Here is a 25,931-nt window from a genome sequence, read left to right as displayed (position 1 = left end):
GTGACGACTCCTTCCCAACCCCACGCCGGCATGGACGACCCCGCCATGCCACCGCCCGGCTGTCCCGCGCACGGTCTGGGCGCCGGCGGCCCGCGCCGTCTCTACGGACCCGAGGCGGAGACCGACCTCGCGGGCGTGTACGAGAAGCTGCGTGCCGAGCACGGCGCGGTGGCCCCGGCCCTGCTGCACAACGACGTACCCATCTGGGCGGTCCTCGGCCACAGCGAGAACCTGCACATGGTCCGCACCCCCTCGCAGTACACCCGCGACCCACGCCAGTGGCGGGCCATCATCGACGGCACCATGGGCCCCGACAACCCGCTCGCCCCCGTCGTCACCTACACGCCCATGGCCAGCATGGCCGAGGGCGCCGAGCACCAGCGGCTGCGCGGCGCGGTCACCGGGGCCATGGCGCTCCTCGACCACCGCGGCATCCGCCGCTACATCAACCGCTACAGCAACCTCCTGCTCAACGACATCTGCCAGGCCGGGCGTGCGGACGTCGTGAGCCAGTTCGCCGAGCATCTGCCGATGATGGTGATGTGCCATGTCCTCGGCATGCCCGAGGAGTACAACGAGCGGATGGTGCAGGCCGCCCGCGACATGCTCAGGGGCACCGAGACCGCCATCGCCAGCAACGCGTACGTCATGGACGCGCTGATGCGCCTGGTGGCGCGACGCAGGGCGCAGGCCGAGGAGGACTTCACCAGCAACCTCATCGCGCAGCCCGCGCAGCTCACGGACGACGAGGTCGCCGCGCACCTGCGCCTCGTGCTCATCGCCTCGTACGAGGCCACGGCCAACCTCATCGCCAACGCCCTGCGCATGGTCCTGACCGACCCGCGCTTCCGCGCCCAGCTCAGCGGCGGCCAGATGACGGTCCCCGAGGCGGTCGAGCAGTCCCTGTGGGACGAGCCGCCGTTCAGCGCGATGATCGGCTACTTCGCCAAGCAGGACACCCAGCTCGGCGGCAAGCAGATCAAGGCGGGCGACGGTCTGCTCCTCGGCATCGCGCCGGGCAACGTCGACCCCGTCGTACGCCCGGACCTCAACGCCAACATGCAGGGCAACCGCTCCCACCTGGCGTTCAGCGGCGGTCCGCACGAATGCCCGGGGCAGGACCTCGGCCGTGCCATCGCGGACACGGGGGTGGACGCGCTGCTCATGCGCTTCCCGGACGTGGAACTCGACATCGAGGAACACGAGTTGAGGTGGACCTCGTCGATCCTCTCCCGGCACCTGGTGTCCCTCCCGGTGCATTTCGCGCCGCGGCCTCCGCAGGACGTGATGGCGCGGCCCATGGCGCGCGTTCCCGAGGCGCGCAACGACTGGCATGTGTCGTCGCCGGCTCCGCGGCCCGCGTATCCCACGACGCCCGCGCCCCGGCCGGCGCCTGCTGCGGCCGTGCAGCCCGCCGCGCCCCCGCCCGTGCCGGAGTCCGCGCCGGTGGCCGCTTCGGTGCCGCGGCAGGGGGCGTGGCGGCGGCTCGTCACCTGGTGGCGAGGCTACTGACCGCCCGCTGACGGGTTCGCGCTCTCCCAGGATTCGTACGATGCCCAGGCGCCCAACTCGCGTGCGCTGACGAAGCGGTGGTCGGCGCCCGTCACGGGGTCCCTGAACTCCAGTACGCGGGAGAGGAGTTGGAGGGGCCGCCGGAAGTCGTCCGGCGGCACCGGCCCGGCCACCAGCGGGTAGACCGGATCGCCGAGGATCGGCAGGCCCAGCGCGTTCATGTGCACGCGCAGCTGGTGGGTGCGGCCGGTGTGCGGGGTGAGGCGGTAGCGCCCCAACGTACCGTTGTTCTCGATGAGTTCGACGCGGCTCTCGCTGTTGGGCTCGGCGCCGGGGACCTCGTACGCGGCGATGATGCCGCGCTCCTTGACGATGTGGCTGCGCACGGTGCGGGGGAGCGCGACTCCGGGGTCGTGGGCGGCCACGACCTCGTACTCCTTCGACACCCGCCGCTCGCCGAACAGCGTCTGATAGGCGCCGCGTTCGCTCGGCCGCACGGTGAAGAGGATCAGTCCCGCGGTGAGCCGGTCCAGGCGGTGCGCCGCGCCGAGCGTGGGGAGGTCGAGCTCCCTGCGGAGCCGGGCGAGCGCGGTCTCGGTGACGTGGCTGCCGCGGGGTGTGGTCGCCAGGAAGTGGGGCTTGTCGGCGACGACGATGTGCTCGTCGCGGTACACCACGTCGATGGCGTACGGCACCGGGACCTCGTCCGGCAGATCACGGTGGAACCACACGAAGGTGCCGGGCACATAGGGGGCGTCCGGCGTCACGGCAAGCCCGTCCACGCCGACGACAAGACCGTCCCGCAGCATCCCGTCGATCACCCCGGGCCCGGCCTTCAGCCGCTCGACGAGATGATCCCGTACGGTCGCCCACGCTCCGTCGGCGGGCAGCTTGACCCGCATGGGGTCGACGCCGCGCCGCTGCGGCAGGGGAGAGGGCGGGATGCGGGGCTTACGAGTCACAACCGGCAACAGTACGGGGCTCGGCGGGGACGCCCCGCCGTGTCACTCGGGTCAGGAGCCGGCGGGCTCGTCCCCCTGGACACGGGCGTGCAGATGCATGTCGTGCCAGCCGTCCGCGTGCAGGCCCGCGCTGCGCTTGGTGCCCTCCGGCACGAAGCCGGTCTTGAGCGCGACACGGCAGGAAGCCTCGTTGGCCGTGGCGTGGGTGAGTTCGAGGCGGTGCAGGCCGAGATCGCCGAAGGCCCAGTCGCTCAGTGCCGTGAGGGCGCGCGGGGCGATGCCCCGGCCGCGGGCCGACGGCATGGTCCAGTAGGCGACCTCGGCCTGTCCGTCGGCGAGCACGATCAGGCGCAGCGAGATCCGCCCCACCACCTCGTCCGTCGTGGCATCGGCGACGGCCCAGTGCGCGTCGCGCTCCTCGGGCCAGGCCTCGCGCCAGCCGTCGATCCAGCCGCGGGCCTCGTCGACGGAGTCGGCCTCGCGCGCGTGCCAGCGCTGCAACACCGGGTCCTGGAACGCCTCGTACACAGCGGGCGCGTCGTCCGACGACCAGGGGCGCAGGACCAGCCCTCCCGGAACTGTGATGGTGGGCTGCTTCTGACGGGCGAGGGCGCCCGCCGCGACTACGTCCGAGATCTTGAAGGGCATGGGCGCATCGTGCCAGCGGGCACCCTCCGGGGAAACCGGTTTTGGTCTCCTCTCAAGTGCGAGCCGGTGGGGGCTGATCGCGCAGTTCCCCGCGCCCCTGACGGGGCGGTCACGCCGAGGGCAGCGGTGCCTCCTGCTCTGCCTCGACCTGTGCGTTCCAGTCGCGCTTGGACGCCTGCCAGCCGTCCTCGTTGTCGCCCAGGCGCCAGTAGCCGGAGATCGAGAGGCGCTCGCGGGGCACCTGGCGCTCCACGCGGAGGTAGCGGCGCAGCTCCTTCACGAACCCGGCCTCGCCGTGCACGAACGCCTGCACGTCGCCCGCCGGGAAGTCGAGGGAGCGTACGGCCTCGACGAGGGCCTCGCCCACGGGGCGCTGCCCGCGGTGCAGCCACACGATCTCCGCGACCGAGCTGATCTTCTGTTCCTCGTCCGCGTCGGCGACCTCCACGAAGGCGTACGCCTTGGCGCCCTCGGGCAGAGCTTCCAGGGAGGCGGCGATCGCGGGCAGCGCGCTCTCGTCACCGGCCAGCAGATGCCAGTCGGCGTCGGCGTCCGGGGCGTACCCACCACCGGGACCGAGGAAGTGGACCGTGGCGCCCGGCTCGACCTGCTGGGCCCACGGGCCCGCGAGGCCCTCGTCGCCGTGGACGACGAAGTCGACGGCGAGCTCAAGGGTCTGCGGGTCCCAGGAGCGCACGGTGTACGTACGCGTCACGGGCCACTGGTCGCGGGGGAACTCCTCGCGGATGCGCTGGATGTCGAACGGCTCCGGGTAGGTCACGCCCTCGGCGCCGAAGAGCAGTTTCACGTAATGGTCGGTGGAGTCGCCCATCGTGAACTCGGCGAGGCCCTCACCGCCCAGGATCACGCGCTGCATGTGCGGGGTGAGGCGCTCGGTGCGCACCACCTGGGCGACGTGGGCCTTCGGTGCCTTGCGTGCCGGACGTTCTGCCATGGCGGCGTCCTCCCCTGATGATCAATGTTGCTTAGGCTTACCTAAGCTAACACCTCATCCTTGAAGAGTCGTGAGCAGTCGCTTCAGCGCACCGCCCAGGTTCCACCGCTCGGCGAGGTCGTCCAGGGCCGCGGGATCGCGGGGTTCGCCCGGAAGTGCCAGGTCCACGTCCGGCAGCGGTACGTCTCCCGCGACGCGGACCACCGTCGGCGCGACGGCCACATACGCGCGGGATTCGTCGAGCCGCCTTCGCTGGGAGGGCGTCAGCTTGCTCTTCCGGTCGTCCACCGCGGCCATGATCCCGGCCAGGTCTCCGTACGCGTCCAGGAGCTTGGCCGCCGTTTTCTCGCCGATGCCGGGCACGCCGGGCAGGCCGTCGCTCGGGTCGCCGCGCAGCAGGGCCAGGTCCACGTACCCGGAGCCGTCGACGCCGTACTTCTCGCGGAGCCAGGCCTCGTCGGTGAGCTGGAGGGAGCCGACGCCCTTGAGGGGGTAGAGGACGCGGATGCCCCGCTCGTCGTCGACCAGCTGATAGAGGTCGCGGTCACCGGTGACGATGTCGACCGGGCCCGTGGCACGGCCGGCGTACGTGCCGATCACGTCGTCCGCCTCGTACTCCGGCACGCCCACGCGGGCGATGCCGAGCGCGTCCAGGACGTCCTCGATGATCGGGACCTGCGGCGCGAGGGTGTCCGGGGTCTCCTCGGCGTCCGGGCCCTGCTCGACCTCCTCGGCGACGCGATGCGCCTTGTAGGAAGGGATCAGCTCGACCCGCCAGTGCGGCCGCCAGTCCGCGTCCATGCAGGCGACCAGGTCGTCCGGGCGGTGGTCCTGGACGAGCCGGGCGATGAAGTCGAGCAGACCGCGCACCGCGTTCACCGGTGTGCCGTCCGGGGCCTTCACGGAATCGGGGACCCCGAAATAGGCCCGGTAGTACAGGGACGCCGTGTCGAGCAGCATGAGCCGTCGCGTTCGCTGAGTCACCTTCGCATCATGCCGCACGGCACTGACAGCGCATTCCAGCTGACAGAAGTGAATGGAATGTGAACTGGAACACTCTTGTGTTTGATCTGTGTAAGTCAGGGCAGGCGCCGAGCCGGAGCGCCTCCGGTCGAGGATTCAACTATTTCGGCGGGCAAGTAAGCGGGCAGAACCCGCGTCGCTCCACGGCCCGCCGGCGGGGGAGGCGGGCCGTCTTGGTTCAACCCGAGAGGTGTATGTGTCCAGGCTGCAAGCCGAACACCTGTACAAGGTATTCGGCAGACGACCCGCTGACGCGGTGGAGAAACTCCGCCACGGAACCGACCGAGAGGAGCTGCGCGCCGAAGGCACCACTGCCGCGGTGATCGACGCCTCCTTCACGGTCGAGCCGGGCCAGATCTTCGTCGTCATGGGTCTCTCCGGATCCGGTAAGTCCACGTTGTTGCGCATGCTCAACGGACTGTCGGAGCCAACGGCCGGACAGGTGCTGTTCGACGGTCAGGACCTGACCGGGCTCAGCGCCCGTGAGCTGCGCGAGGTGCGCTCCAAGAAGATCAGCATGGTCTTCCAGCACTTCGCGCTCTTCCCGCACCGCAGCGTCCTCGAGAACGCCGGCTACGGCCTCGAGGTGCAGGGTGTGCCGCGCGCCGAGCGCGAGGAGCGCGCCACGGTCGCGCTCGAACTCGCCGGGCTCAAGGGCTGGGAGAAGTCCTGGCCCGACGAGCTCTCCGGCGGCATGCAGCAGCGCGTGGGCCTGGCCCGCGCGCTCGCGACCGACGCGGACCTGCTCCTCATGGACGAGTCGTTCAGCGCGCTCGACCCGCTGATCCGCCGCGACATGCAGGACCAGCTCCTGGAGCTGCAGAAGCGGCTGAAGAAGACCATCGTCTTCATCACCCACGACCTGAACGAGGCCATGCGCCTCGGCGACCAGATCGCCGTCATGCGCGACGGCGAGATCGTCCAGATCGGCACCGCCGAGGACATCCTGGTCACCCCGGCCAACGACTACGTCGCCGCGTTCACGCAGGACGTCGACCGCTCCCGTGTCCTCACGGCGGGCGCGATCATGGCTGAGCCCGAGACCGTGTTCGGCACGAAGACCGCCGAGGGCAAGGAGCTGACGACCGCACAGGACGTGCTGTCCGCGGCCCCCGCCACGGTCAGGGCCGAGACGCCGATCATCGAGCTGTTCACGCCGTGCTCCACCAGTGACGTCGCCGTGGCCGTGACCGACGACGAGGGCGCGCTCATCGGCGTCGTGCCGCGGGCGCGACTCCTCGCGGTCCTCGGCGAGCCGATGACCCCCGAGGACGAGCCGCGGGACGCTGCCGTCCCGCTCCAGAAGACGCAGGACGACGGCGAGCAGGCCGTGGGCAAGGTGGTCAGCGGTGCCTAGGATTCCCTTCGGCGAGTGGGTCAACGACGGCGTCGACTGGCTGCTCAGCCACATGGCCTGGCTGTTCGACTTCTTCCAGACCGTCTTCCAGGGCGCGTACGACGGCATATCCGACCTGCTCCAGGCGCCCGAGCCGCTGCTCCTCGCGGGCATCTTCGCGGTCATCGCGTTCTGGCTGCGCGGTGTGGTCGCCGGTGTCCTGACCTTCGCGGGCTTCGCCTTCATCATCTCGATGGAGCTGTGGGACCACGCGATGATGACGCTGTCCCTGGTGCTCGTCTCGACGATCATCGCGCTGATCATCTCCGTGCCCGTGGGCATCTGGGCCGCGCGCTCCAGCACGGTCAGCGGCATCGTCCGCCCGGTGCTCGACTTCATGCAGACGCTGCCGGCGATGATCTACCTCATCCCCGCCATCCTCTTCTTCGGGATGGGTGCCCCCGCGGGCATCGTCGCCACCCTGATCTTCGCCCTGGCCCCCGGTGTCCGTATGACGGAGCTGGGCATCCGCCAGGTCGACAAGGAACTGGTCGAGGCCGCGGACGCGTTCGGCACCACGCCGCGCAACATCCTGCTGCGCGTCCAGCTGCCCCTCGCGCTCCCCACGATCATGGCCGGTGTCAACCAGGTCATCATGCTGGGCCTGTCCATGGCCGCCATCGCGGGCATGGTCGGCACCGAGGGCCTGGGCGCCGACGTCAACGAGGCCATCGGCCAGCTGAACGTCGGCCTCGGCTCCGAGGCGGGCGTCGCGATCGTCATCCTGGCGATCTACCTGGACCGGATGACCAGCTCGCTGGGCACCCAGGTCTCCCCGCTCGGCCGCCGCGCCGTCGCGAAGCTGCGTGCCGCGCACGGTCTGAACATCTGGACCTACCGTCCGCAGGCCGCCGTCGCGGTCATCGGCGTCGTCGTCCTCGCGCTCGTCGCGGGCGGCATGGGCGTCTTCGGCGGATCGAAGTCCGAGGATGTCGCCGCGGACGCGAAGAACGTCGGCCAGGGCAAGGAAATCAACATCGGCTACATCCCCTGGGACGAGGGCGTGGCCTCCACCTTCCTCTGGAAGGAGATCCTGGAGCAGCGCGGCTTCAAGCCGCAGACGAAGCAGCTCGAGGCGGGCCCGCTCTACACCTCGCTCTCGCAGGGCAGCATCGACTTCCAGACCGACTCCTGGCTGCCGACGACGCACGCCTCGTACTGGAAGAAGTACGGCAAGGACCTCGAGGACATGGGCTCGTGGTTCGGCCCGACCTCGCTCGAGCTCTCCGTGCCCTCGTACGTCAAGGGCGTCGACTCGCTCGAGGACCTCAAGGGCAAGAGCGGCAAGTTCAAGGGCAAGATCGTCGGCATCGAGCCGAGCGCCGGAATGATGGGCCTCCTCAAGGACAAGGTCCTCAAGGAGTACGGCCTCGACAAGGAGTACAAGGTCGTCGACGGCTCCACCCCGGCGATGCTGGCCGAGCTGAAGCGCGCGTACGCCAAGAAGGAACCGATCGTCACCACGCTCTGGTCGCCGCACTGGGCCTACAGCGACTTCAAGCTGAAGAAGCTCAAGGACCCGAAGGGCGCCTGGGGCAAGGGCGACGGCGTGCACTCGCTGGCGCGCAAGGGCTTCTCCAAGGAGAACCCGCAGGTCGCCAAGTGGCTCAAGGACTTCAAGATGAGCGAGAAGCAGCTCACGAGCCTTGAGGCGGAGATCAACAAGGCGGGCAAGGGCAAGCAGCAGGAAGCCGTCAAGGCCTGGCTGAAGAAGAACCCGGGCGTCGTCGACAAGCTGGCCCCGCTGCCGAAGAACTCCACCCCCGCCGAGGCGAAGCGTCCGCTGAACGCCGCTTACTTCGCGTGGGACGAGAACATCGCCGTCACCAATCTCTGGAAGCGTGTCCTGGAGAAGCGCGGCTACAAGATGAAGCTGACGCCGTCCGACGTCGGCCCGGTCTACACCGCTCTGGCGCAGGGTGACCTCGACCTGGACCTGGACGCCTGGCTGCCCACCGCCCAGAAGCAGTACTGGGAGAAGAACAAGGCGAACCTCAAGGACCTGGGCTCCTGGTACAGCCCGACGTCCCTGGAGATCGCCGTCCCGTCCTACGTCAAGGACGTGAAGTCGCTCGAGGACCTCAAGGGCAAGGGCGACAAGTTCAAGGGAAAGATCATCGGCATCGAGCCCGGCACGGGTGTGATGACGGCGCTCAAGGACAAGGTCCTGCCGGGCTACGGCCTGGACAAGGAGTACAAGATCGTCTCCGGTTCGACGCCCGCGATGCTCTCCGAGCTGAAGTCGGCGTACGCCAAGAAGGAGCCGGTCGCCGTCCTGCTCTGGTCGCCGCACTGGGCGTACAACGAGTACAAGCTCACCAAGCTGAAGGACCCCAAGGTCGGCTTCGGCAAGGGCGACACGATCCGGACGATCTCCAGCAAGGAGTTCCCGAAGCAGTACCCGCAGCTCACGAAGTGGCTCAAGGCCTTCAAGATGAGCGAGAAGGAACTGGCCAGCCTGGAGAACGAGATCAACAAGGCGGGCAAGGGCAATGAGCCCGAGGCCGTCGACTCGTGGCTGAAGAAGAACCCGGGATTCGAGCAGAAGATGACTCCGCAGTCCTAGCTCTTCACCGCTGAATCACCTTGAGGGGTGGGCCTCGTGCTTGTGGCGAAGCCCACCCCTTTCGGCGTTCCCGGGGGCACCCGCGCTCCCTAGGCTGGGCAGCTCCCCGCCGCTCGAACGTAAGTGCCCCTCCGTGCCCTCTGCGCCCCCCGTGACCGTCCGTGTCTCCCGCGCCGTCCTCGGCCTCGCCGTGGCCCTGGCCCTCGCCGCCGCCCTGCTCCTCGCGCATGTGGCGGGGGCGAGCTCCGCACCCGCCTCCGAGGGCACCGCGCGGCTGGCCGCCCTTGCCGAGGACGTCACCGCCGCCGACGGCCACCACTACGACGCGCGGGACCACACCGGCCGGACCATGGACGCCGCGCAGATCACGCAGGACCCCGATGGCACCTACCTGGCCGTCTACCACACCCTCCTGGGCGACGGCCGCTTCCACGCCGCCGTGGCCACCTCCACCGACCTGCGGCACTGGCACCGCCGCCACGACTTCGGTCCCGGCACCCACCAGGCGTCCCTCGCCGCCGACGGACGCGGCGGATACGTCCTCGCCTACGAGAAGGACCCGAAGAACCACATCGCCGTACGCGGGTACGGAGACCGGGCGGCGCTGCTCACCGGGCGGGCCGCCCGGTCCTTCGACACCCCGCGCACCCTCTCGCGGTGCGCCGAGGGCACGCCCAGCATCACCGCCGTGCGCGGCGACACCATCGAGCTCACCGGCCACTACCGCGCCGACTGCGACACCGACCGTCAGCTTCGCGCCACCCTCACCGGCTTCCGCGACTGGCACGCGACGCCCGACCGGCGGCTCGACCGGGCGCTCCAGACGTGGGGCAACGGCGGAAACCTCGGGGACCGGGCGCCCGTCGAGCTCGACGGGCGGCGCGTCCTCCTCGTGGAGGGGCAGCGGTGGCGGGGTGACTTCGGGAGCTGGCGGACCTACGCCTACGACCCCGTGAGCGGCCGGGCCGACCGCCTCGCCCTCTCCACCCATGGCGGAAGCCGCGCCTTCGCCAATCCCTCGGCGACCCTCCTCAGGGACCCGCAGGGCAGGCCTGCGTTGCTGGTCAGCGTGTTCATACCGGCGCAAGGGGCGGCTCCCGGCGAGGCGGGACAGCTTGTCTACTGGCACAAGCTGTAGATGGCGGTCCTCGCAACGGGGCAGAACCGTTTGGCGAACATGCGTAGGGTGCAGAAAACCCAACAGGGTTGAGAGTGGACCGATGCGCAGAAGGGAGCCGAGGCGATGGACGAGCAGAAGGAAACCCTCCGGGTGGGCTCGGCCGTGCGGCGCCGCCGCCGGCAGCTGGAGCTCACCCTCGCCGTGGTGGCCGAGCGCAGCGGTCTCTCGGTGCCCTTCCTGAGCCAGGTCGAGAACGAGCGGGCGCGGCCCAGCAGGCGCTCCCTGCAGCGTGTCGCCGACGCGCTCCTGACGACCGACGTCGAACTGCTTGCCGCCGCGGATCCCGCGTGCACGGTCGACCTGATGCGCGCCGAGGAGGGCGACGGGGAGGGTTCGTCCCCCGACGTCCGTGTCCGCAACCTGGTGCGCGGCCACCATCAGCTGCACGCCGTCGAGTTCACCGGCGACCACGACGAGGGCCGCGAGTTCCAGCACCGCAACGACGAGTTGATGTACGTGGTGGGTGGCGCCGTCGAGGTCGAGGCGGAGGGCAGGGCCTACCGCCTCGGGCGCGGCGACAGCCTCTACCTGACCGGTGGGGTGCGCCACCGGTGGCGGGCGACCGTGCCGGACAGTCAGGTGCTCGTCGTGGCCGTCGCCGACCACATCGAGGCCGTGGACGGCTCGCGGCGCTGAGGGAATTCCATGGAGGGGGTGGCACGGTGGCTGGAGCACGGGTCGTCTCGCTGGTGCCCTCGCTGACCGAGGCGGTCGCGGTGAGCGTGCCGGGTGCGCTGGTGGGGGCCACGGAGTGGTGCAGCCATCCGGAGGATCTGGACGACCTCGGTGTCGTCCGCGTCGGCGGCACCAAGAATCCCGACGTGCGCCGGATCATCGCCCTCGCTCCGGACCTGGTGATCGCCAACGAGGAGGAGAACCGCGCGCCCGACCTCGCGGCGCTGCGGGCGGCGGGGCTCCGGGTGCTCGTGACGGAGATACGCGATCTGCCGGGCGCCTTCCGTGAGCTGACCCGGGTGCTGGCCGCGTGCGGGGCCGGGCGTCCGGGGTGGCTGGCCGACGCCGAGCGGGCATGGGCCCAACTCCCCTCTCCCGAAGCCCGGTTGAAGGCGGTGATCCCGATCTGGAGGCGGCCGTGGATGGTCCTGGGTCGTGACACATTCGCCGGGGACCTGCTGCGCCGCCTCGGCGTCGACAACGCGTACGCGACGCACGCCGAGCGCTATCCACGCGTGCCGGTCGAGGAGCTGCGTGCGGCGGATCCGGACGTGGTGGTCCTGCCCGACGAGCCCTACCGCTTCACCCCCGAGGACGGCCCCGAGGAGTTCACCGCCCCATCAGCCCTGGTCAGCGGCCGTCACCTCACGTGGTACGGGCCGTCCCTCGCGGAGGCCCCGGCCGTGCTCAGCGCGGCGCTGCGAGCAGCTTGCCGTTGATCAGGCCGCGGAGGGTCTGGGTGAGGGCCACTGCCCAGGCGGTGAGCAGCACGGCGTACAGGGCGAGGGCCAGCCAGTCGTAGAACGCGAGGCCGGTGTGCTTGCCCAGGCCCTCGGCGCCCGTGACGCAGGTGCCGACGGGGAAGGTGAACGCCCACCAGGTCATCGCGAAGCCCATGCCCTTGCGCCGCGCCCGCACCACCATCGCCCCCGCGAGCGCCAGCCACAGCAGGGCGAAACCCATCACCGGGACGCCGTAGAGCACCGCGAAGACGGCGAAGCCCTGGTCGTACGGGGCCGGGACGACGCCTGTCGCGGCGGTGTCGGCGAACTTGTTCACGGCGGTCGTCGACTGACCAAGGGGGCCGAGCACCAGGAAGAGAGTGGGCGTGAGCGCGAGCGGAAACGGGCCGCCGGTCAGCAGGCGGGCGAAGATCATCGGGAGCATCACCAGGGTGGCGAGCAGGCTCAGGCCGAACATCGCGAAACAGGCGTAGAGGAGTGTCTGTTGGGCCTGCCCCGCCGGGACGTGCGGTATGAGGAGCGGGCCGAGGGCGGCCGACACCATGGGGGCCACCAGGGGCAGCAGCCAGACGGGGGACGCCTGGCCCGGCTCGATACGGTGCTTCACCACCATCAGGTACGGGATCGCGACGGCCGCCGCGAGGCCGATGACCGTGCCCGCGGTGAAGAGGACGGCGTCCAGTGCGATCGCCGCGCTCGTCCCGATCCAGTCCTCGCCCACGAGGAGGGCGCCGCCGCCGACCGCGAGCAGGGCCATGGAGAGGCAGCCGTAGAAGGGGGCCACGGCCGGGTCGAGGAGGTGGGCGCGGGCCTGGTCGCGGTGGTGGATCCAGTGCAGGGTCCGGGCGGCGAGCAGTGCGGCCAGCATCAGCAGGGAGAGCGCCCAGGCCGCGGTGCAGGCGGTCCGCAGGCCGGGGACGTGGACGGGCAGGGTCGCGCCGGCGCCGGCGATGATCGCCGTGCCCATGACGGCGGAGTACCAGTTCGGGCCCAGGTGGCGGGTGGCGCCGGTGATGCCGGTGGTAGCAGCGGTGGGGGCGGCGGAGCTCGTGGGTGCCTGCGGGTGGGCGACGGTGACCATGCGTCCACGGTCGCCGTTCGGCGGGCCCCCCACCAGGAGGCATCTTCGTATGAGGGCATAACCTGGGCTTATGAGTAAGTCTTCTGGTTCCTCCGGTGTGCCCGATACGTCACCGGGGCCGGCGCCGCTCGCGCATCGCGTGCCGGACCTCGGGGCGCTCGAACTGCTGCTCGCCGTGGCGCGGCTCGGCAGCCTGGGGCGGGCCGCGAAGGAACTCGGCATCACACAGCCCGCCGCGAGCAGCCGCGTGCGGTCGATGGAGCGGCAGCTCGGGGTGGCGCTGGTCGACCGGTCGCCGCGGGGGTCGCGGCTCACGGACGCGGGGGCGCTGGTCACCGACTGGGCGCGGCGGATCGTGGAGGCGGCGGAGGCGTTCGACGCGGGGGCACAGGCCCTGCGGGACCGGCGGGACTCGCGGCTGCGGGTCGCGGCGAGCATGACGATCGCCGAGTATCTGCTGCCGGGCTGGCTGATCGCGCTGCGGACGCAGCGGCCGGACACGGCGGTGTCCCTGACGGCGGGCAACTCGACCGCGGTCGCGGAGCGCCTCCTCGCGGGGGAGGCGGACCTCGGCTTCGTCGAGGGGCTCGCGGTGCCGACCGGCCTGGACTCGGCGGTCATCGCCCACGACAGCCTGGTCGTCGTCACGGCGCCCGGCCACGCCTGGGCGCGGCGCCGAAAGCCTCTGGGCGCCGGGGAGCTGGCGGCCACGCCGCTGATCCTCCGGGAGGAGGGTTCGGGGACGCGGCAGGTCCTCGACGCGGCGCTGGGCGGTCTCGCGCGTCCGCTGATCGAGCTGTCGTCCACCACGGCGGTGAAGGCGTCCGCGGTGAGTGGGGCGGGGCCCGCGGTGCTGAGTGAGCTCGCGGTGGGGGAGGAGTTGTCGGCTCGGCGCCTGGTGGCCGTCCCCCTGGAGGGAGTTCAGCTACGCCGTGCCCTCCGGGCGGTGTGGCCTACGGGGCATCGTCCTACCGGCCCGGCACGGGATCTGCTGTCGCTTACTCGGGCGGGGAGTCCCGCTTCCCCCGGGGGCTGAGTCCCGCTTCGCGCCTTCGGCGCGTGCCTCCCCTTGGCTGAAGTCTGCTTTTCACCGCGGGCGGGATGTTTCCTCCCGCCTTCGGCGGGGCTTCCCACCCGCCCACCCGATTACGTCCCTCGCGTAGGTGGGCGTGGGGGCCTGGTTGGCCTTCACCTGCGGGTGCGCCGTTTTCCCGCCTCCGGCGGGGGCCTCCACCCGATTACCCCGGGGCAACGGGTGGGTGGGCGGGAAAGTCCTGCCGGAGGCGCACCGGGCGTTGCCGGTTCGGTGGAGCTGAGGCGTGCTGCCGGTGGCGCCCGCCATGCGAACTGGGTGGTCGGGCGGGTGGGTGGGAGAGGTCCCGCCGAGGGATACGCGGCGGTGCAGGGATCGCTGGGTGCAGGCATGCCCCCGGCCGGAGGGCCCACTTCCGGGTGCGAGGCGGCCCGGGGTCAGGCCGTGCCCCCCGGTCCGCTGAACGCCCTTGCCGCGCGAACCAGCGCTGACATCACCCGCGGGTCGTCCCCCATCTCCGGGTGCCACTGGACCCCCAGGACCCACCCCGCGGGCGGGGGGAGTTCCAGCGCCTCCGGGGTGCCGTCCGCCGCGTACGCCGACACCACAAGCCCCCGGCCGATGCGGTCCACCGCCTGGTGGTGATAGGCGGGGACCTCCTCGGCGGCGGGGACGATGGACTCGTAGAGCGAACCCGGCACCGGTTTCACCTCGTGCGTGCCGAAGACGCCCACTGTCTCCGCATGCCCCTCCATGTGCTGCACCAGCGTCCCGCCGAGCGCCACGTTCAGGAGCTGCATCCCCCGGCAGATGCCGAGCAGCGGCGTCCCGGACGCCAACGCCGCGCCGATCAGGGCGAGTTCCCACGCGTCCCGCTCCGGTGCCGGAGGGCCCGTACGTTCCTCACGCTCCGAGCCGTAACAGGACGGGTCGACATCGGGGCCACCCGCGATGACCACGCCGTCCAGTCTGGCGACGACAGCATCGGCGTACGAAGGATCGTCCGGCGGAAGCATCGCGGTGAGTCCGCCCGCCGCCCGCACCAGACCCGGGTAGCCGGCGGGGAGCAGCGCCGCGGGCAACTCCCACACGCCCCACCTCGCCTTCGCCTCCAGGTACGTGCTCACACCGATCAGCGGCCTGTCGGCGGTCTCGCTCACCCTCATCTCCTTCATGTCCCTCACGTTCCGCACGCTCAGTCCCGTTCCAGTTCCGCCTCCGCCGCCGCAAGCGCCGCGAACTCCTCCTCGGGCGCCCGCGCCACAAGCCGCTTGCGGCTGTAGAGGCCGAAGTACGCGATCGCCACCACGTATACCGCGAGGGCGATCAGCGCCGCCGTCACGTCCACCAGGAACGTCGCGACCAGCGCCGAGCAGGCGAGGACCAGCGCCACCGACGACGTCAGCATGCCGCCCGGCGTACGGTACGGCCGCTCCAGGCCAGGCTCCCTGCGGCGCAGCACGATGTGCGAGAGCGACATCAGGGCGTACGAGATGGTCGCGCCGAACACCGCCACGTTCAGCATCCGCGCACCGTCCCCGGTCGCCGCCGCCAGGCTGAAGCCGATCGCCCCGGGGACCAGAAGTCCCAGGTAGGGAGCCTTGCGGCTGCTCGTGAGCGACAGGAACCTCGGCAGGTAACCCGCCCGCGACAGGGCGAACAGCTGGCGCGAGCCCGCGTAGATCAGGGAGAAGAAGGAGGCCACCAGGCCCGCCAGGCCCGCGTAGTTCACGATCCGGCTCAGCGCCGTCGCCTCACCGCCCGGCTGCAACGCCTCCACCAGCGGATTGCCCGCCTCCTGGATCGCGTTCGCGCCGCGCGCCCCCGCCGACGCGAAGAACGTGAGGAGCGCGAGCACGATGAGGATGGCCATCGACCAGCGGATCGCGCGCGGCAGGGTGCGGGCCGGGTCCTTCGTCTCCTCTGCCGCCAGGGGGACGCCTTCCACCCCCAGGAAGAACCACATGCCGAACGGGAACGCCGCCCAGATGCCCAACAACCCCATCGGCAACCAGGAGTTGGAGCCGAACGCGTCCGCCTCCACGGGGATGTCGTTCAGCTTCGACGCGTCGAAGTCCATGAACGCGCCGACCGCGAAGACGAGCAGCGCCGCCACCGCGATGCCCGTGACGACGAAGCTGAACCGCAGCGCCTCGCCGACACCCCACAGGTGGATGCCGATGAAGATCACGAAGCAGGCCAGGTACACCGGCCAGCCGGAGGTGAGTCCGAAGAGGCCGAGCGACTCGACGTAGTCGCCGATGAAGATGGAGATCGCGGCGGGCGCCAGGATGTACTCGATGAGGATCGCCGTGCCGGTGAGGAAACCTCCCAACGGGCCGAGCGCCCGGCGCGCGAAGCCGTAGCCGCCGCCCGCCGTCGGCAGGACCGACGACAGTTCCGCCAGCGAGAACACCATGCACGCGTACATGACGCCCATCAGCGCCATGGCGATCCCGAGGCCGCCGAAGCCGCCCTCCGCCAGGCCGAAGTTCCAGCCCGAGTAGTCGCCGGAGACCACGTACGCGACACCGAGGCCGGTGAGCAGCAGCCAGCCCGCGCTGCCCCGGCGCAGCGTTCTGCGCTCCAGATAGTCGTCCGCCGGCTCGGCGGCACTCGACTTGGGGGACTCCATGGTCATGGCACGGCTCCTATGTGACTACGCGGCGGCGGCACTGCGGCGGGGTGACTCAATGGAACGGATGCATACCTTTGTCGTGCGACCCCCGAGAAAGCAAGACCCCTGCGTTACACCGCCGTAAATCCCCCTTCACCCCGCCCCTTATGTCAGGAAGCCCCGCAGCAAGGCGGCCGTACCGGCGCAGTGCTCGCGCATCATCTCCCGCGCCCCGTCCGCGTCCCCGTCGAGCACCGCCTCCACCAGCGCGGTGTGCTGGCGCTGCGAATGCTCCAGGTTCCGCACCAGGAGCGGGATGCAGTCCAGGAGGTCGTTGACGGTCGCGCGGACCGCGGCGTACTGCGCGGTGAGCGAAGGGGAGCCGCACAGCTCGGCGAGCGTCAGGTGCAGCAGCGTGTCCAGGCGGCGGTATTCGGAGAGGGGCGCATCGTGCGTCTGTGCGAGCGCCGCGCGCAGCCGCTCGCGCTGCTCCTCGCTCAGGCCGTGCGCCGCGCAGAGCCCGGCCGCACCGACCTCGAGGACCTCGCGGAACCGCAGCGCGTCCTCGACGTCGACATCCGCCACGCGCCGCCGAAGCTCGTCCTCTCCGGCAGCCTCGGGGCGCGGACGCACGAACGTGCCGCCGTACCTGCCCCGCCGCGACTCGACCAGGCCCTGGTCCTGGAGCACCTTGAGGACCTCGCGCAACGTGACCCGGCTGATGCCGAGCCGGTCGGCCAGCTCCCTCTCGGACGGCAGGCGTTCACCGCCGGGCACCAGGCCGAGGCGTACGACCTGGAGGATCTGTTCCAGGGCCTCCTCGAAGCCGTTGCCCGCCCGTACGGGGCGCAGTACCGGTGTGAGCCGGTCGTCGGCAGGCGCGGCGGAGCCGTCCGGGCCCGCCTCGGCGGCCGCGCCTGCATCCGTGTGCGACATCTGGCCGTACCCCCTTCCCAATCAATGGTTCTCGGCAATACCTTATGGCTCTCGGCTGACCCAAGGAGGCTTTTCCCGTGGCAGACCGCACACCCCCGCTCGGGATCGAGGAGCTGCGTGCTCTCGTCACGAGCGGCGAGATCGACACTGTCGTCCTGGCCTTCCCCGATATGCAAGGGCGGCTCCAGGGCAAGCGGTTCGCCGCCCGCTTCTTCCTCGACGACGTCCTGGAGCACGGCACGGAGGGCTGCAACTACCTCCTGGCCGTCGACGCGGAGATGAACACCGTCGAGGGCTACGCGATGTCCTCCTGGGACCGCGGCTACGGCGACTTCGCCATGCGTCCCGACCTGAGCACCCTGCGCCGCGTCCCCTGGAACGAAGGCACCGCGATGCTCATCGCGGACCTCGCCTGGAACGACTCCTCGCCCGTCGTGGCCGCGCCGCGCCAGATCCTGCGCCGCCAGCTCGACCGCCTCGCCGAGCTCGGCTACACCGCCAACGTCGGCACCGAGCTCGAGTTCATCGTCTTCAAGGACACCTACGAGCAGGCCTGGGACGCGGGCTACAAGGCCCTGACCCCGGCCAACCAGTACAACATCGACTACTCGGTGCTCGGCACGGGCCGCATCGAGCCGCTCCTGCGCCGCATCCGCAACGAGATGGCGGCCGCCGGGCTCGTCGTCGAGTCGGCCAAGGGCGAGTGCAACCCGGGCCAGCACGAGATCGTGTTCCGCTACGACGACGCCCTCGTCACCTGCGACCAGCACGCCATCTACAAGACCGGCGCCAAGGAGATCGCGTCCCAGGAAGGTGTCTCGCTCACCTTCATGGCCAAGTACAACGAGGCCGAGGGCAACTCCTGTCACATCCACCTCTCGCTCGCCGACGCGGACGGCGCCAACGCCATGGCCGGTTCCCCGGACGATCCCGGTGGCATGTCGCCCGTCATGCGGCACTTCCTGGCCGGGCAGCTCGCGGCGCTCCGGGAGTTCTCCCTGCTCTACGCGCCCAACATCAACTCCTACAAGCGGTTCCGGCCGGGCTCCTTCGCGCCGACCGCCGCCGCCTGGGGGTACGACAACCGCACCTGCGCCCTGCGCGTCGTCGGCCACGGCCGCTCGATGCGCTTCGAGAACCGCCTGCCGGGCGGCGACGTGAACCCGCACCTCGCGGTCGCCGGACTCGTGGCCGCCGGCCTGCACGGCATAGAGCAGAAACTGGAACTGCCCGAGGAGTGCACGGGCAACGCCTACACCGGTGACTACGCGCACGTTCCCACCACTCTGCGCGAGGCCGCCGAACTCTGGGAGAACAGCGCCATCGCCAAGGCCGCCTTCGGCGACGAGGTGGTCGCGCACTACAGCAACATGGCCCGGGTCGAGCTGGACGCCTTCGACTCCGCGGTGACCGACTGGGAGCTCCGCCGCTCCTTCGAACGCATGTGAGGCACCCTTGCTCAAGGTACTGAATCCGGCGACGGAGGAACTGGTCGCGACCGTCCCCGCCGCCACCGCGCAGGAGGTCGACGCAGCTGTCGTACGGGCCACCGCGGCCCAGGCGAAGTGGGCTGCCACAGCCCCCGGCGACCGCGCCCGCCTGCTCCGTCGCTTCGCGGTCGTCGTCGACGAACACCTGGAAGAACTGGCCCAGTTGGAGGTCCGCGAAGCCGGTCACGTCATCGGCAACGCCCGCTGGGAGGCCGGCAACGTACGCGATCTCCTGGACTTCGCGGCCGGAGGAGCCGAGCGGCTGAGCGGCCGTCAGATCCCGGTGTCCGGCGGCCTGAACGTCACGATCCTCGAACCCCTCGGCGTCGTCGGCGTCATCGCTCCCTGGAACTTCCCGATGCCGATCGCGGCCTGGGGCACCGCCCCGGCGCTCGCGGCCGGCAACGCGGTCATCCTGAAGCCCGCCGAGACGACTCCCCTCACCGCCCTGCGCCTCGCCGAACTCGCCCTGGAGGCAGGCCTCCCCGAGGGCCTCTTCCAGGTCCTGCCCGGCGTCGGCGGTGTCGCGGGCAACGCCCTGGTCGAACATCCCGGCGTCGCCAAGATCGTATTCACCGGATCCACGGGTGTCGGCAAGCAGATCATGACCAAGTGCGCCGACCGCGTGAAGCGCCTGACGCTCGAACTCGGCGGCAAGAGCCCGAACATCGTCTTCGCCGACGCGGACGTGGAGGCAGCCGCCCTCGCCACCCCCATGTCGTACCTCGACAACTCCGGCCAGGACTGCTGCGCCCGCACCCGCATCCTCGTCCAGCGCTCGGTCTACGACCGCTTCCTGGAGATCGTGCGGCCCGCGGTCGAGTCGATCGTCGTCGGTGACCCGTCCGACGAGAAGACCCAGATGGGCCCGCTGATCTCCAGGTCCCAGCTGGAGCGCGTGCGCTCGTACGTCCCCTCCGGCACCGGAATCCACGGCACGGCCCCCGAAGGCCCCGGCTTCTGGTTCCCGCCGACACTTCTCACCGATGTCGACCCCACCTCGCCGGTGGCGACGGAGGAGGTCTTCGGCCCGGTCGCCGTGGTTCTCCCCTTCGACGACGAGGCCGACGCGATCCGCCTCGCCAACGCCACCGAGTACGGCCTCTCCGGGTCCATCTGGACGCGGGACGTGGGCCGTGCGCTCCGGGTCTCGGGAGCCGTCCAGGCCGGGAACCTGTCCGTCAACTCGCACTCCAGCGTGCGCTATTGGACCCCGTTCGGGGGTTACAAGCAGTCCGGGCTCGGCCGTGAGCTCGGCCCGGACGCGCTCGCCGCCTTCACGGAAACCAAGAACGTCTTCATCAGTACGGAAAGCACGGCAAGCACAGAAAGCACGGAGGCCTGAGCCCTATGTCGGACCAGAACATCTGCCGCCGCCTGGTAGGCCGCACCGCCGTCATCACCGGCGCCGGCAGCGGCATCGGCCTCGCCACCGCGCGCCGTCTCGCGTCCGAGGGCGCGCACGTCGTCTGCGGCGACATCGACGAGACCGCGGGCAAGGCCGCCGCCGACGAGGTCGGCGGGACCTTCGTGAAGGTCGACGTGACCGACCCCGAGGAGGTCGAGGCGCTCTTCAAGACCGCGTACGACACCTATGGCTCGGTCGACATCGCCTTCAACAACGCGGGCATCTCGCCGCCCGACGACGACTCCATCCTGGATACGGGCCTCGAAGCCTGGAAGCGCGTCCAGGAGGTCAACCTCACCTCCGTCTTCCTGTGCTGCAAGGCCGCCATCCCCTACATGCGGCGCCAGGGCAAGGGCTCGATCATCAACACCGCCTCCTTCGTGGCGAAGATGGGCGCTGCGACGTCGCAGATCTCGTACACGGCCTCCAAGGGCGGCGTCCTCGCCATGTCCCGCGAGCTCGGCGTGCAGTTCGCCCGCGAAGGCATCCGCGTCAACGCGCTCTGCCCGGGACCCGTCAACACCCCGCTCCTCCAGGAGCTGTTCGCCAAAGACCCCGAGCGGGCCGCGCGCCGCCTCGTCCACATCCCCGTGGGCCGCTTCGCCGAGGCCGACGAGCTCGCCGCGGCCGTGGCGTTCCTCGCCAGTGACGACTCCTCCTTCGTGAACGCCACCGACTTCCTCGTGGACGGCGGCATCGCCGGGGCGTACGTCACGCCCATGTAGTTCATCCGCCAGCAACCACCCCGTCAGCCGGGCGTCGCACGACGCCCGGCTGACCTGCGTAAACACGGGAGTGTGTTCGTGAACTTCAAGCGCCGCGCCGCCGCGGCAGCAGCAGTGATCGCCGTCGCCGGAGCCGGTCTCGTCACCGTCCAGGCCACCGCGGAAGCCACCCAGCCGGTGCGGGCCAAGGCGAAGGACTGCCCCTCGCTCACCCTCTCGAAGGGTTGGTACGGCGAGAACAGAGCACGACTCCAGAAGATGATCGACACGTACGGGACCTGCGACGAGCACCGAGGGACAGGCGCCGCCAAGCCCGTCGCCACCTTCGACTGGGACAACACGGTCATCAAGAACGACGTCGGCGACGCCACCATGTTCTGGCTCCTGCGCAACAGCAAGATACGTACGCCGCAGCACGCCGACTGGCACACCACCAGCCGCTATCTCACCGACCCCGCGGCCAAGGCCCTCGCCAAAGCCTGCCCCGCCGGCGGCGCCACCCTCCCCACGCGCCGCGACACTGACTGCGCCGACGAGATCGCCTCCGTCTACAGCGAGGGCACCACCACCGGCGGCGACGCGGCCTTCGCCGGCTTCGACCACCGGCGCATGGAACCGCAGTACGCCTGGCTCGCCCAGCTCACCCGCGGCTGGTCCACCCAGCAGGTAAAGGGTTTCGCCGCCGCGGCCCGCAAGGAGAACCTCGCCGCGCCCGTCGGCACCGAACAGCGCGTCGGCACCGGCAAGTTCACCGGCTGGGTCCGCTACTACGACCAGCAGCGAGACCTGATCCGTACGCTCAAGAAGGCCGGATTCGACGTCTACGTGGTCTCCGCGTCACCCGAGCCGGTCGCCGAGGTATGGGCCAAGAGCGTCGGCGTCGACGCCCGGCACACCATCGGCATCCGCAACGTCGCCGCACACGGGAAGCTGACGGCCCATCTGAAAGGGTGCGGCACCGTCAAGGACGGCGGCGACTCGATGATCACGTATATCGACGGCAAACGCTGCTGGATCAACCAGGAGATCCACGGAGTCCGGGGAGCGGCCGCCGAGAAGGTCCAACCGGCAGCCAGGCGCCAGGTGTTCGCGGCCGGAGACTCCGACACCGACATCTCCTTCCTGCGCGACGCCACGGCCCTGCGCCTCGTCCTGAACCGCAACAAAACCGAGCTGATGTGCCGCGCCTACGACAACGGCGACGGCCGCTGGCTGGTGAACCCCATGTTCATCGAGCCCAAGGGCAGGCTCGCCGAGCCGTACCCGTGCGCGAGCACCGGCTACACCGAACGTAACGGCGAGGCAGGCCCCGTGCGCCGCGCCGACGGGTCCGTCATCCCCGACCAGAAGGACACGGTGCACGGGGCCTGACCTGGCCCTGAAGATTGATGTACGGTCCATGCGCATGCGCAACAGACATGCCTTGGCGTTGACGTTGGCCACGGCCGCCACTCTGGCCGCCGTGCCCGCGTCGCTCCCCGCGGCCGCCGCCACGCCCGCGAACTCCCCCACTGCGAAGGCCCATTGCCCGCAGCTGTCCGAGAAGCTGACCTGGTTCGGCGACAACCGCGACCGGCTCCAGCAGATGATCGACGAGCGCGGACGCTGCGGCTCCCACCGGGGTCACGACGAGAAGCGTCCCGTCGCCGCCTTCGACTGGGACAACACCGTCGTCAAGAACGACATCACCGACGCGACGATCGCCTGGTCCCTCCACCACGACAAGATCCTGCGCCCCGCCTCTTGGAAGTCCACCAGCAAGTGGATGACGGACGAGGCCGACAAGGCGCTCACCCGGGCCTGCGGCACGAAGGTGCCGGTCGGCAAGCCGCTGCCCACCTCCACGGACACCGACTGCGCCGACGAGATCTTCGAGGTCCGCGAGGACGGGAAGACGATGAGCGGCGCCGCGGCCTTCGCGGGGGAGTGGGACCACCGGCACACCGTCCCGCAGTACGCCTGGGTGCCCCAGCTCTTCGCGGGACACACCGTCCCCGAACTGAAGTCGTACGCCGCGAAGGCCCGCAAGCAGGTGCTCGCCGCCCCCGTGGGCGCCACCCAGACCGTCGGCACGCACGAGATCCCCGGCTACGCCCGCTACTACGACCAGCAGCGTGACCTCATCCGCACGCTCAAGCAGGCCGGGTTCGACGTCTACATCGTCTCGGCGGGCTCGGAACCGGTGACCGAGGTCTGGTCGAAGGGCGTGGGCATCGACCGGAAGCACACCATCGCCATCCGCTCCGTCCTCGACCGCAAGGGGCGGATCACCACCTGGAACCAGGGCTGCGGCGACGTACCGGTGAACAAGGGCGAGGCCATCCCCTACATCGACGGCAAGCGCTGCTGGATCAACCAGGAGATCTTCGGCGTCAAGGGCAAGTCGGCCTGGGACAAGCAGGATCCGTCCCACCGCATCGCGCTCGGCGGCGGTGACGCCGACACGGACGTGACGTTCGTCGGCGACGCCACCGGCGCCCATCTCGTCCTGAACCGCAACAAGAACGAGTTCATGTGCCGTGCGTACGACAACGCCGACGGCCGCTGGGTCGTGAACCCCATGTTCATCGAGCCGATGAAGCAGAAGCCCGGCCTCTACCCGTGCGCGACGGCCGCGTACAACGTGCCCGACGGAAGCAAGGGCCCGGTCCTGCGCGAGGACGGCTCGGTGGTGCCCGACCAGGCGGACGCGGTGTTCTGACCGTCGCGACCGTTCCGACTGTCCTGACCTTCACGGCACGTCCTAGAGTGCCGGGATGAGCATGTCGCCCCCTCCCGGCTGGTACACGGACCCATCGGCGCCGCCGGCACAGCACGTCGAGCGCTGGTGGGACGGGTCGGCGTGGACCGAGCACCGGCGTGTGCCCGAAACGCCCCACATGGGCCAGGCGCAGCCGGGGTTCGGCCCGGCGCAGCCGGTGCGGCCGGCCGGTTCCGGCGGAGGCGGCCGGGCCAAGGTGGTGGCGCTGACGACCGCCGGAATCGTCCTGGTGGCGTCGATCGTCACCGGCGTGGTGCTCCTGGGCGAGGACGACGGAGGCGACCCGCAGGTCGAAGGACCCGTGCCGGGCGCGTCGGAGCCGGTGGACCCGCCGTCGCCGACCTCGCCCTCGCCGACCACATCGGCGCCGGACCCCGATCCCTCCACCCTCGTCGACCAGCTCAACGGCATCACGATCCCTGTCCCCGACGGCTGGGAGAAGGCCGACAGCACGGTCGGCGGCGACCCGACCGTCCGCACCCCGGACGTCTACGACTGCCCGGGCGAGGGCAGCCTCTGCCGCCACGGCACGGTCTACTCGCGCACGTCGACGGCGACCGACGAACGCTCGCCCAAGGTCCTCGCGCTGGGGGACATCAAGGACGCGGCGGACCGGGCGTACGACGAGGACAAGGTCGGCATGCGGCCCTTCGGCGGCATCGCGAGCCACGAGAAGGTCAGGGAGGGGACCGTCGCGGTCGCGGGCCGCTCCGGATACCTCGTGCGCTGGCGGGTCCGCACCGAGAAGGGCCCCGGCGGGTACGTCCAGTCGCTGGCGTTCCCTTCCAGCCTCGGGTCCGAGGCGATGGTGATCATCCGCTTCGCGATCGACGCGCGGACCGACGGAGGCGCGCCGCCCCTCTCCGACATGGACGAGATCACGAAGGGGATCCGTCCGGTCGGCGACTCGGGGACGAGTGGCGGCGTGGGCAACAGCGTGGGCACGACGCCGCCCTGACGAGCCCCTCAGAGGAAGGTGTGGCCCTCGCCGCGATACGTCGGGACGGTGGCCGTCACGCGGTCGCCCTCGACCAGATGCAGGGCGTCGAACCGCTCGCACATCTCCCCGGCCTTGGCGTGCCGGAACCACACCTTGTCGCCGAGTCGCAGATCGTCGGCGGGCGCGCCGAGCAGCGGGGTCTGCACCTCGCCCGCGCCCTCCTGCGGGTCGTAGCGCAGCCCCTCCGGGAGGTACGGCACGGGGGAGCGGTCGGGGCCCGCGGCGCCCGACGCGGGGTAGCCGCCGCCGAGCACGGTCACGGTGCCGACGCCGGGGCGGCGCACGACGGGCTGGGCGAAGAGTGCGGCCGGACGCCCGCTGAACGACGTGTAGTTGTCGAAGAGCCGCGGCACGTAAAGCCCTGACCCCGCCGCGATCTCCGTCACCGCCCGCTCGGCCGCGGTGTGTTGCACGCTGCCCGTGCCGCCGCCGTTGACGAACTCCAGGTCCGGCGCGACCGAGCGCACCGCGCGGATGGTCTCGGCCCTGCGCGCCGCCAGCTCCTTGCGGGCGGCGGTCTGCATCACCCGGATCGCCCGCGAGCGCGCGGGACGGCCGGCGATCGAGTCACCGACCCCCGCCACATGTCCCTCGTACGCCATCACGCCCACGAGCCTGAAGCCCGGCCGGCGGACCACGGCGCGGGCCAGCGCGGCGACTTGGGCGGGGGAGTGCAGCGGCGAGCGCAGCGCACCGATCCGCACCCGTCCGCCGAGGATCTTGTAGGCGGTGTCCAACTCCAGGCAGACCCGCACCTCTTCGCGCCCGCCGTCCCTGGCCTCGTCGATGAGCCGCAGCTGCGCGGGGTCGTCGATCATCACGGTCACCGAGGAGGCGAGCTTCGGGTCGGCGGCGAGCTCGGCGAAGGCGGCACGGTCGGCCGAGGGGTAGGCAAGCAGGACGTCCTCGAACCCCGACCGCGCGAGCCACAGCGACTCGGCGAGCGTGTAGGACATGATCCCGGCGAAGCCGTCGCGGGCCAGGACGCGTTCGAGCAGCGACCGGCAGCGAACGGACTTGCTCGCGACCCGGATCGGCTTGCCGCCGGCCCGGCGCACGAGGTCGTCGGCATTGGCGTCGAATGCCTCCAGATCGACGATCGCGACGGGGGCGTCGAGGTGTGCGGTGGCCCGGTCGTAGCGGGCCCGGTCTGCTGCACGGGAGGTCATGGCCGAAGCCTGCCAGACGGGATTACCCGAGGGTAGGGGGATGATCCGGGC

Annotated in this window: 22 protein-coding genes; 13 read left to right on the top strand and 9 right to left on the bottom strand. The window is 70.7% G+C overall.

Annotated features, from left to right (window positions below):
* Positions 1-1,512, top strand: coding sequence for a cytochrome P450 (locus ACZ5U5_RS25065; RefSeq protein WP_469025559.1), 1,512 nt, complete (start codon positions 1-3; stop codon positions 1,510-1,512).
* Here ACZ5U5_RS25065 and ACZ5U5_RS25060 read toward each other — a convergent pair.
* From ACZ5U5_RS25060 to ACZ5U5_RS25045, 4 genes are all read right to left on the bottom strand, one after another.
* Complete coding sequence (locus ACZ5U5_RS25060) at positions 1,506-2,414, bottom strand: RluA family pseudouridine synthase (protein WP_469026114.1); 909 nt, start codon at positions 2,412-2,414, stop codon at positions 1,506-1,508. The two genes, ACZ5U5_RS25065 and ACZ5U5_RS25060, sit on opposite strands and share 7 nt — an antisense overlap.
* A gap of 111 nt (positions 2,415-2,525) precedes the next feature.
* Positions 2,526-3,122, bottom strand: coding sequence for a GNAT family N-acetyltransferase (locus ACZ5U5_RS25055; protein ID WP_469025556.1), 597 nt, complete (start codon positions 3,120-3,122; stop codon positions 2,526-2,528).
* A gap of 109 nt (positions 3,123-3,231) precedes the next feature.
* The gene (locus ACZ5U5_RS25050; protein WP_469025553.1) at positions 3,232-4,077 is read right to left on the bottom strand and encodes a siderophore-interacting protein; all 846 of its coding nucleotides are present in this window, start codon (positions 4,075-4,077) and stop codon (positions 3,232-3,234) included.
* 54 nt (positions 4,078-4,131) lie between these two features.
* Positions 4,132-5,037: a 5'-3' exonuclease gene (locus tag ACZ5U5_RS25045; RefSeq protein WP_469026112.1), complete on the bottom strand. Its 906-nt coding sequence runs from the start codon at positions 5,035-5,037 to the stop codon at positions 4,132-4,134.
* Positions 5,038-5,296: 259 nt separating this feature from the next.
* Here ACZ5U5_RS25045 and ACZ5U5_RS25040 point away from each other — a divergent pair, with 259 nt between their 5' ends.
* The 5 genes from ACZ5U5_RS25040 to ACZ5U5_RS25020 all read left to right on the top strand — a co-directional run bounded on the left by ACZ5U5_RS25040 (position 5,297) and on the right by ACZ5U5_RS25020 (position 11,636).
* Positions 5,297-6,457, top strand: a complete 1,161-nt coding sequence (locus tag ACZ5U5_RS25040; protein WP_469025551.1) for a quaternary amine ABC transporter ATP-binding protein — start codon at positions 5,297-5,299, stop codon at positions 6,455-6,457.
* Positions 6,450-9,062: an ABC transporter permease/substrate binding protein gene (locus ACZ5U5_RS25035; protein WP_469025548.1), complete on the top strand. Its 2,613-nt coding sequence runs from the start codon at positions 6,450-6,452 to the stop codon at positions 9,060-9,062. Before ACZ5U5_RS25040 ends, ACZ5U5_RS25035 begins: the two co-directional genes overlap by 8 nt.
* A gap of 133 nt (positions 9,063-9,195) precedes the next feature.
* The gene (locus ACZ5U5_RS25030; RefSeq protein WP_469025546.1) at positions 9,196-10,200 is read left to right on the top strand and encodes a hypothetical protein; all 1,005 of its coding nucleotides are present in this window, start codon (positions 9,196-9,198) and stop codon (positions 10,198-10,200) included.
* 105 nt (positions 10,201-10,305) lie between these two features.
* Positions 10,306-10,878, top strand: a complete 573-nt coding sequence (locus tag ACZ5U5_RS25025; protein WP_469025543.1) for a helix-turn-helix domain-containing protein — start codon at positions 10,306-10,308, stop codon at positions 10,876-10,878.
* A 26-nt stretch (positions 10,879-10,904) separates the two neighbouring features.
* On the top strand, positions 10,905-11,636 hold the full coding sequence (locus tag ACZ5U5_RS25020; RefSeq protein WP_469025540.1) for a helical backbone metal receptor: 732 nt from the start codon (positions 10,905-10,907) through the stop codon (positions 11,634-11,636).
* Here ACZ5U5_RS25020 and ACZ5U5_RS25015 read toward each other — a convergent pair.
* Positions 11,605-12,741: a TDT family transporter gene (locus ACZ5U5_RS25015; protein WP_469025537.1), complete on the bottom strand. Its 1,137-nt coding sequence runs from the start codon at positions 12,739-12,741 to the stop codon at positions 11,605-11,607. The genes ACZ5U5_RS25020 and ACZ5U5_RS25015 overlap by 32 nt on opposite strands.
* 70 nt (positions 12,742-12,811) lie before the next feature.
* On the opposite strand from ACZ5U5_RS25015, the gene ACZ5U5_RS25010 reads away from it, so the two are divergent.
* On the top strand, positions 12,812-13,777 hold the full coding sequence (locus ACZ5U5_RS25010) for a LysR family transcriptional regulator (RefSeq protein ID WP_469025535.1): 966 nt from the start codon (positions 12,812-12,814) through the stop codon (positions 13,775-13,777).
* A 434-nt stretch (positions 13,778-14,211) separates the two neighbouring features.
* On the opposite strand, the gene ACZ5U5_RS25005 is transcribed toward ACZ5U5_RS25010, so the two are convergent.
* The 3 genes from ACZ5U5_RS25005 to ACZ5U5_RS24995 all read right to left on the bottom strand — a co-directional run bounded on the left by ACZ5U5_RS25005 (position 14,212) and on the right by ACZ5U5_RS24995 (position 17,327).
* Positions 14,212-14,934: a gamma-glutamyl-gamma-aminobutyrate hydrolase family protein gene (locus tag ACZ5U5_RS25005; RefSeq protein WP_469025532.1), complete on the bottom strand. Its 723-nt coding sequence runs from the start codon at positions 14,932-14,934 to the stop codon at positions 14,212-14,214.
* A gap of 35 nt (positions 14,935-14,969) precedes the next feature.
* Entirely contained in the window at positions 14,970-16,415 is a 1,446-nt protein-coding gene (eat, locus tag ACZ5U5_RS25000; RefSeq protein WP_469025530.1) for an ethanolamine permease, read from the bottom strand.
* 141 nt (positions 16,416-16,556) lie between these two features.
* A complete protein-coding gene (locus tag ACZ5U5_RS24995) occupies positions 16,557-17,327 on the bottom strand; it encodes a FadR/GntR family transcriptional regulator (protein WP_469025527.1) in 771 nt (256 codons plus the stop codon).
* Positions 17,328-17,404: 77 nt separating this feature from the next.
* Between ACZ5U5_RS24995 and ACZ5U5_RS24990 the strand changes: the two genes are divergently transcribed.
* From ACZ5U5_RS24990 to ACZ5U5_RS24965, 6 genes are all read left to right on the top strand, one after another.
* Complete coding sequence (locus ACZ5U5_RS24990; RefSeq protein WP_469025525.1) at positions 17,405-18,775, top strand: glutamine synthetase family protein; 1,371 nt, start codon at positions 17,405-17,407, stop codon at positions 18,773-18,775.
* A gap of 7 nt (positions 18,776-18,782) precedes the next feature.
* Entirely contained in the window at positions 18,783-20,162 is a 1,380-nt protein-coding gene (locus tag ACZ5U5_RS24985; protein ID WP_469025523.1) for an aldehyde dehydrogenase family protein, read from the top strand.
* 5 nt (positions 20,163-20,167) lie between these two features.
* The gene (locus ACZ5U5_RS24980; RefSeq protein ID WP_469025520.1) at positions 20,168-20,950 is read left to right on the top strand and encodes a 3-oxoacyl-ACP reductase; all 783 of its coding nucleotides are present in this window, start codon (positions 20,168-20,170) and stop codon (positions 20,948-20,950) included.
* 78 nt (positions 20,951-21,028) lie between these two features.
* A complete protein-coding gene (locus tag ACZ5U5_RS24975) occupies positions 21,029-22,321 on the top strand; it encodes a haloacid dehalogenase-like hydrolase (protein WP_469025517.1) in 1,293 nt (430 codons plus the stop codon).
* A 34-nt stretch (positions 22,322-22,355) separates the two neighbouring features.
* The gene (locus ACZ5U5_RS24970) at positions 22,356-23,651 is read left to right on the top strand and encodes an HAD family hydrolase (protein WP_469025514.1); all 1,296 of its coding nucleotides are present in this window, start codon (positions 22,356-22,358) and stop codon (positions 23,649-23,651) included.
* Between the two features lie 55 nt (positions 23,652-23,706).
* The gene (locus tag ACZ5U5_RS24965; protein WP_469025511.1) at positions 23,707-24,669 is read left to right on the top strand and encodes a DUF2510 domain-containing protein; all 963 of its coding nucleotides are present in this window, start codon (positions 23,707-23,709) and stop codon (positions 24,667-24,669) included.
* A gap of 8 nt (positions 24,670-24,677) precedes the next feature.
* On the opposite strand, the gene ACZ5U5_RS24960 is transcribed toward ACZ5U5_RS24965, so the two are convergent.
* Positions 24,678-25,880 carry an amino acid deaminase/aldolase gene (locus ACZ5U5_RS24960; RefSeq protein WP_469025509.1) on the bottom strand — a complete coding sequence of 401 codons (1,203 nt, stop codon included), beginning with the start codon at positions 25,878-25,880 and terminating at the stop codon, positions 24,678-24,680.
* Between the last annotated feature and the right edge of the window lie 51 nt (positions 25,881-25,931).

This window comes from Streptomyces sp. NPDC033177, assembly GCF_055577715.1.
Note: the sequence above shows the minus strand (reverse complement) of the source record. Positions and strands in the feature narration are given on the sequence as shown.

Coding starts and splice junctions, on each gene's coding strand:
- ACZ5U5_RS25045 (WP_469026112.1), bottom strand. CDS start 5,037: ATGCTGCTCGACACGGCGTCCCTGTACTACCGGGCCTATTTCGGGGTC.
- ACZ5U5_RS24980 (WP_469025520.1), top strand. CDS start 20,168: ATGTCGGACCAGAACATCTGCCGCCGCCTGGTAGGCCGCACCGCCGTC.
- ACZ5U5_RS24995 (WP_469025527.1), bottom strand. CDS start 17,327: ATGTCGCACACGGATGCAGGCGCGGCCGCCGAGGCGGGCCCGGACGGC.
- ACZ5U5_RS24960 (WP_469025509.1), bottom strand. CDS start 25,880: ATGACCTCCCGTGCAGCAGACCGGGCCCGCTACGACCGGGCCACCGCA.
- eat (WP_469025530.1), bottom strand. CDS start 16,415: ATGACCATGGAGTCCCCCAAGTCGAGTGCCGCCGAGCCGGCGGACGAC.
- ACZ5U5_RS25055 (WP_469025556.1), bottom strand. CDS start 3,122: ATGCCCTTCAAGATCTCGGACGTAGTCGCGGCGGGCGCCCTCGCCCGT.
- ACZ5U5_RS24965 (WP_469025511.1), top strand. CDS start 23,707: ATGAGCATGTCGCCCCCTCCCGGCTGGTACACGGACCCATCGGCGCCG.
- ACZ5U5_RS25010 (WP_469025535.1), top strand. CDS start 12,812: ATGAGTAAGTCTTCTGGTTCCTCCGGTGTGCCCGATACGTCACCGGGG.
- ACZ5U5_RS25050 (WP_469025553.1), bottom strand. CDS start 4,077: ATGGCAGAACGTCCGGCACGCAAGGCACCGAAGGCCCACGTCGCCCAG.
- ACZ5U5_RS24970 (WP_469025514.1), top strand. CDS start 22,356: ATGCGCAACAGACATGCCTTGGCGTTGACGTTGGCCACGGCCGCCACT.
- ACZ5U5_RS25025 (WP_469025543.1), top strand. CDS start 10,306: ATGGACGAGCAGAAGGAAACCCTCCGGGTGGGCTCGGCCGTGCGGCGC.
- ACZ5U5_RS25060 (WP_469026114.1), bottom strand. CDS start 2,414: ATGCGGGTCAAGCTGCCCGCCGACGGAGCGTGGGCGACCGTACGGGAT.
- ACZ5U5_RS25015 (WP_469025537.1), bottom strand. CDS start 12,741: ATGGTCACCGTCGCCCACCCGCAGGCACCCACGAGCTCCGCCGCCCCC.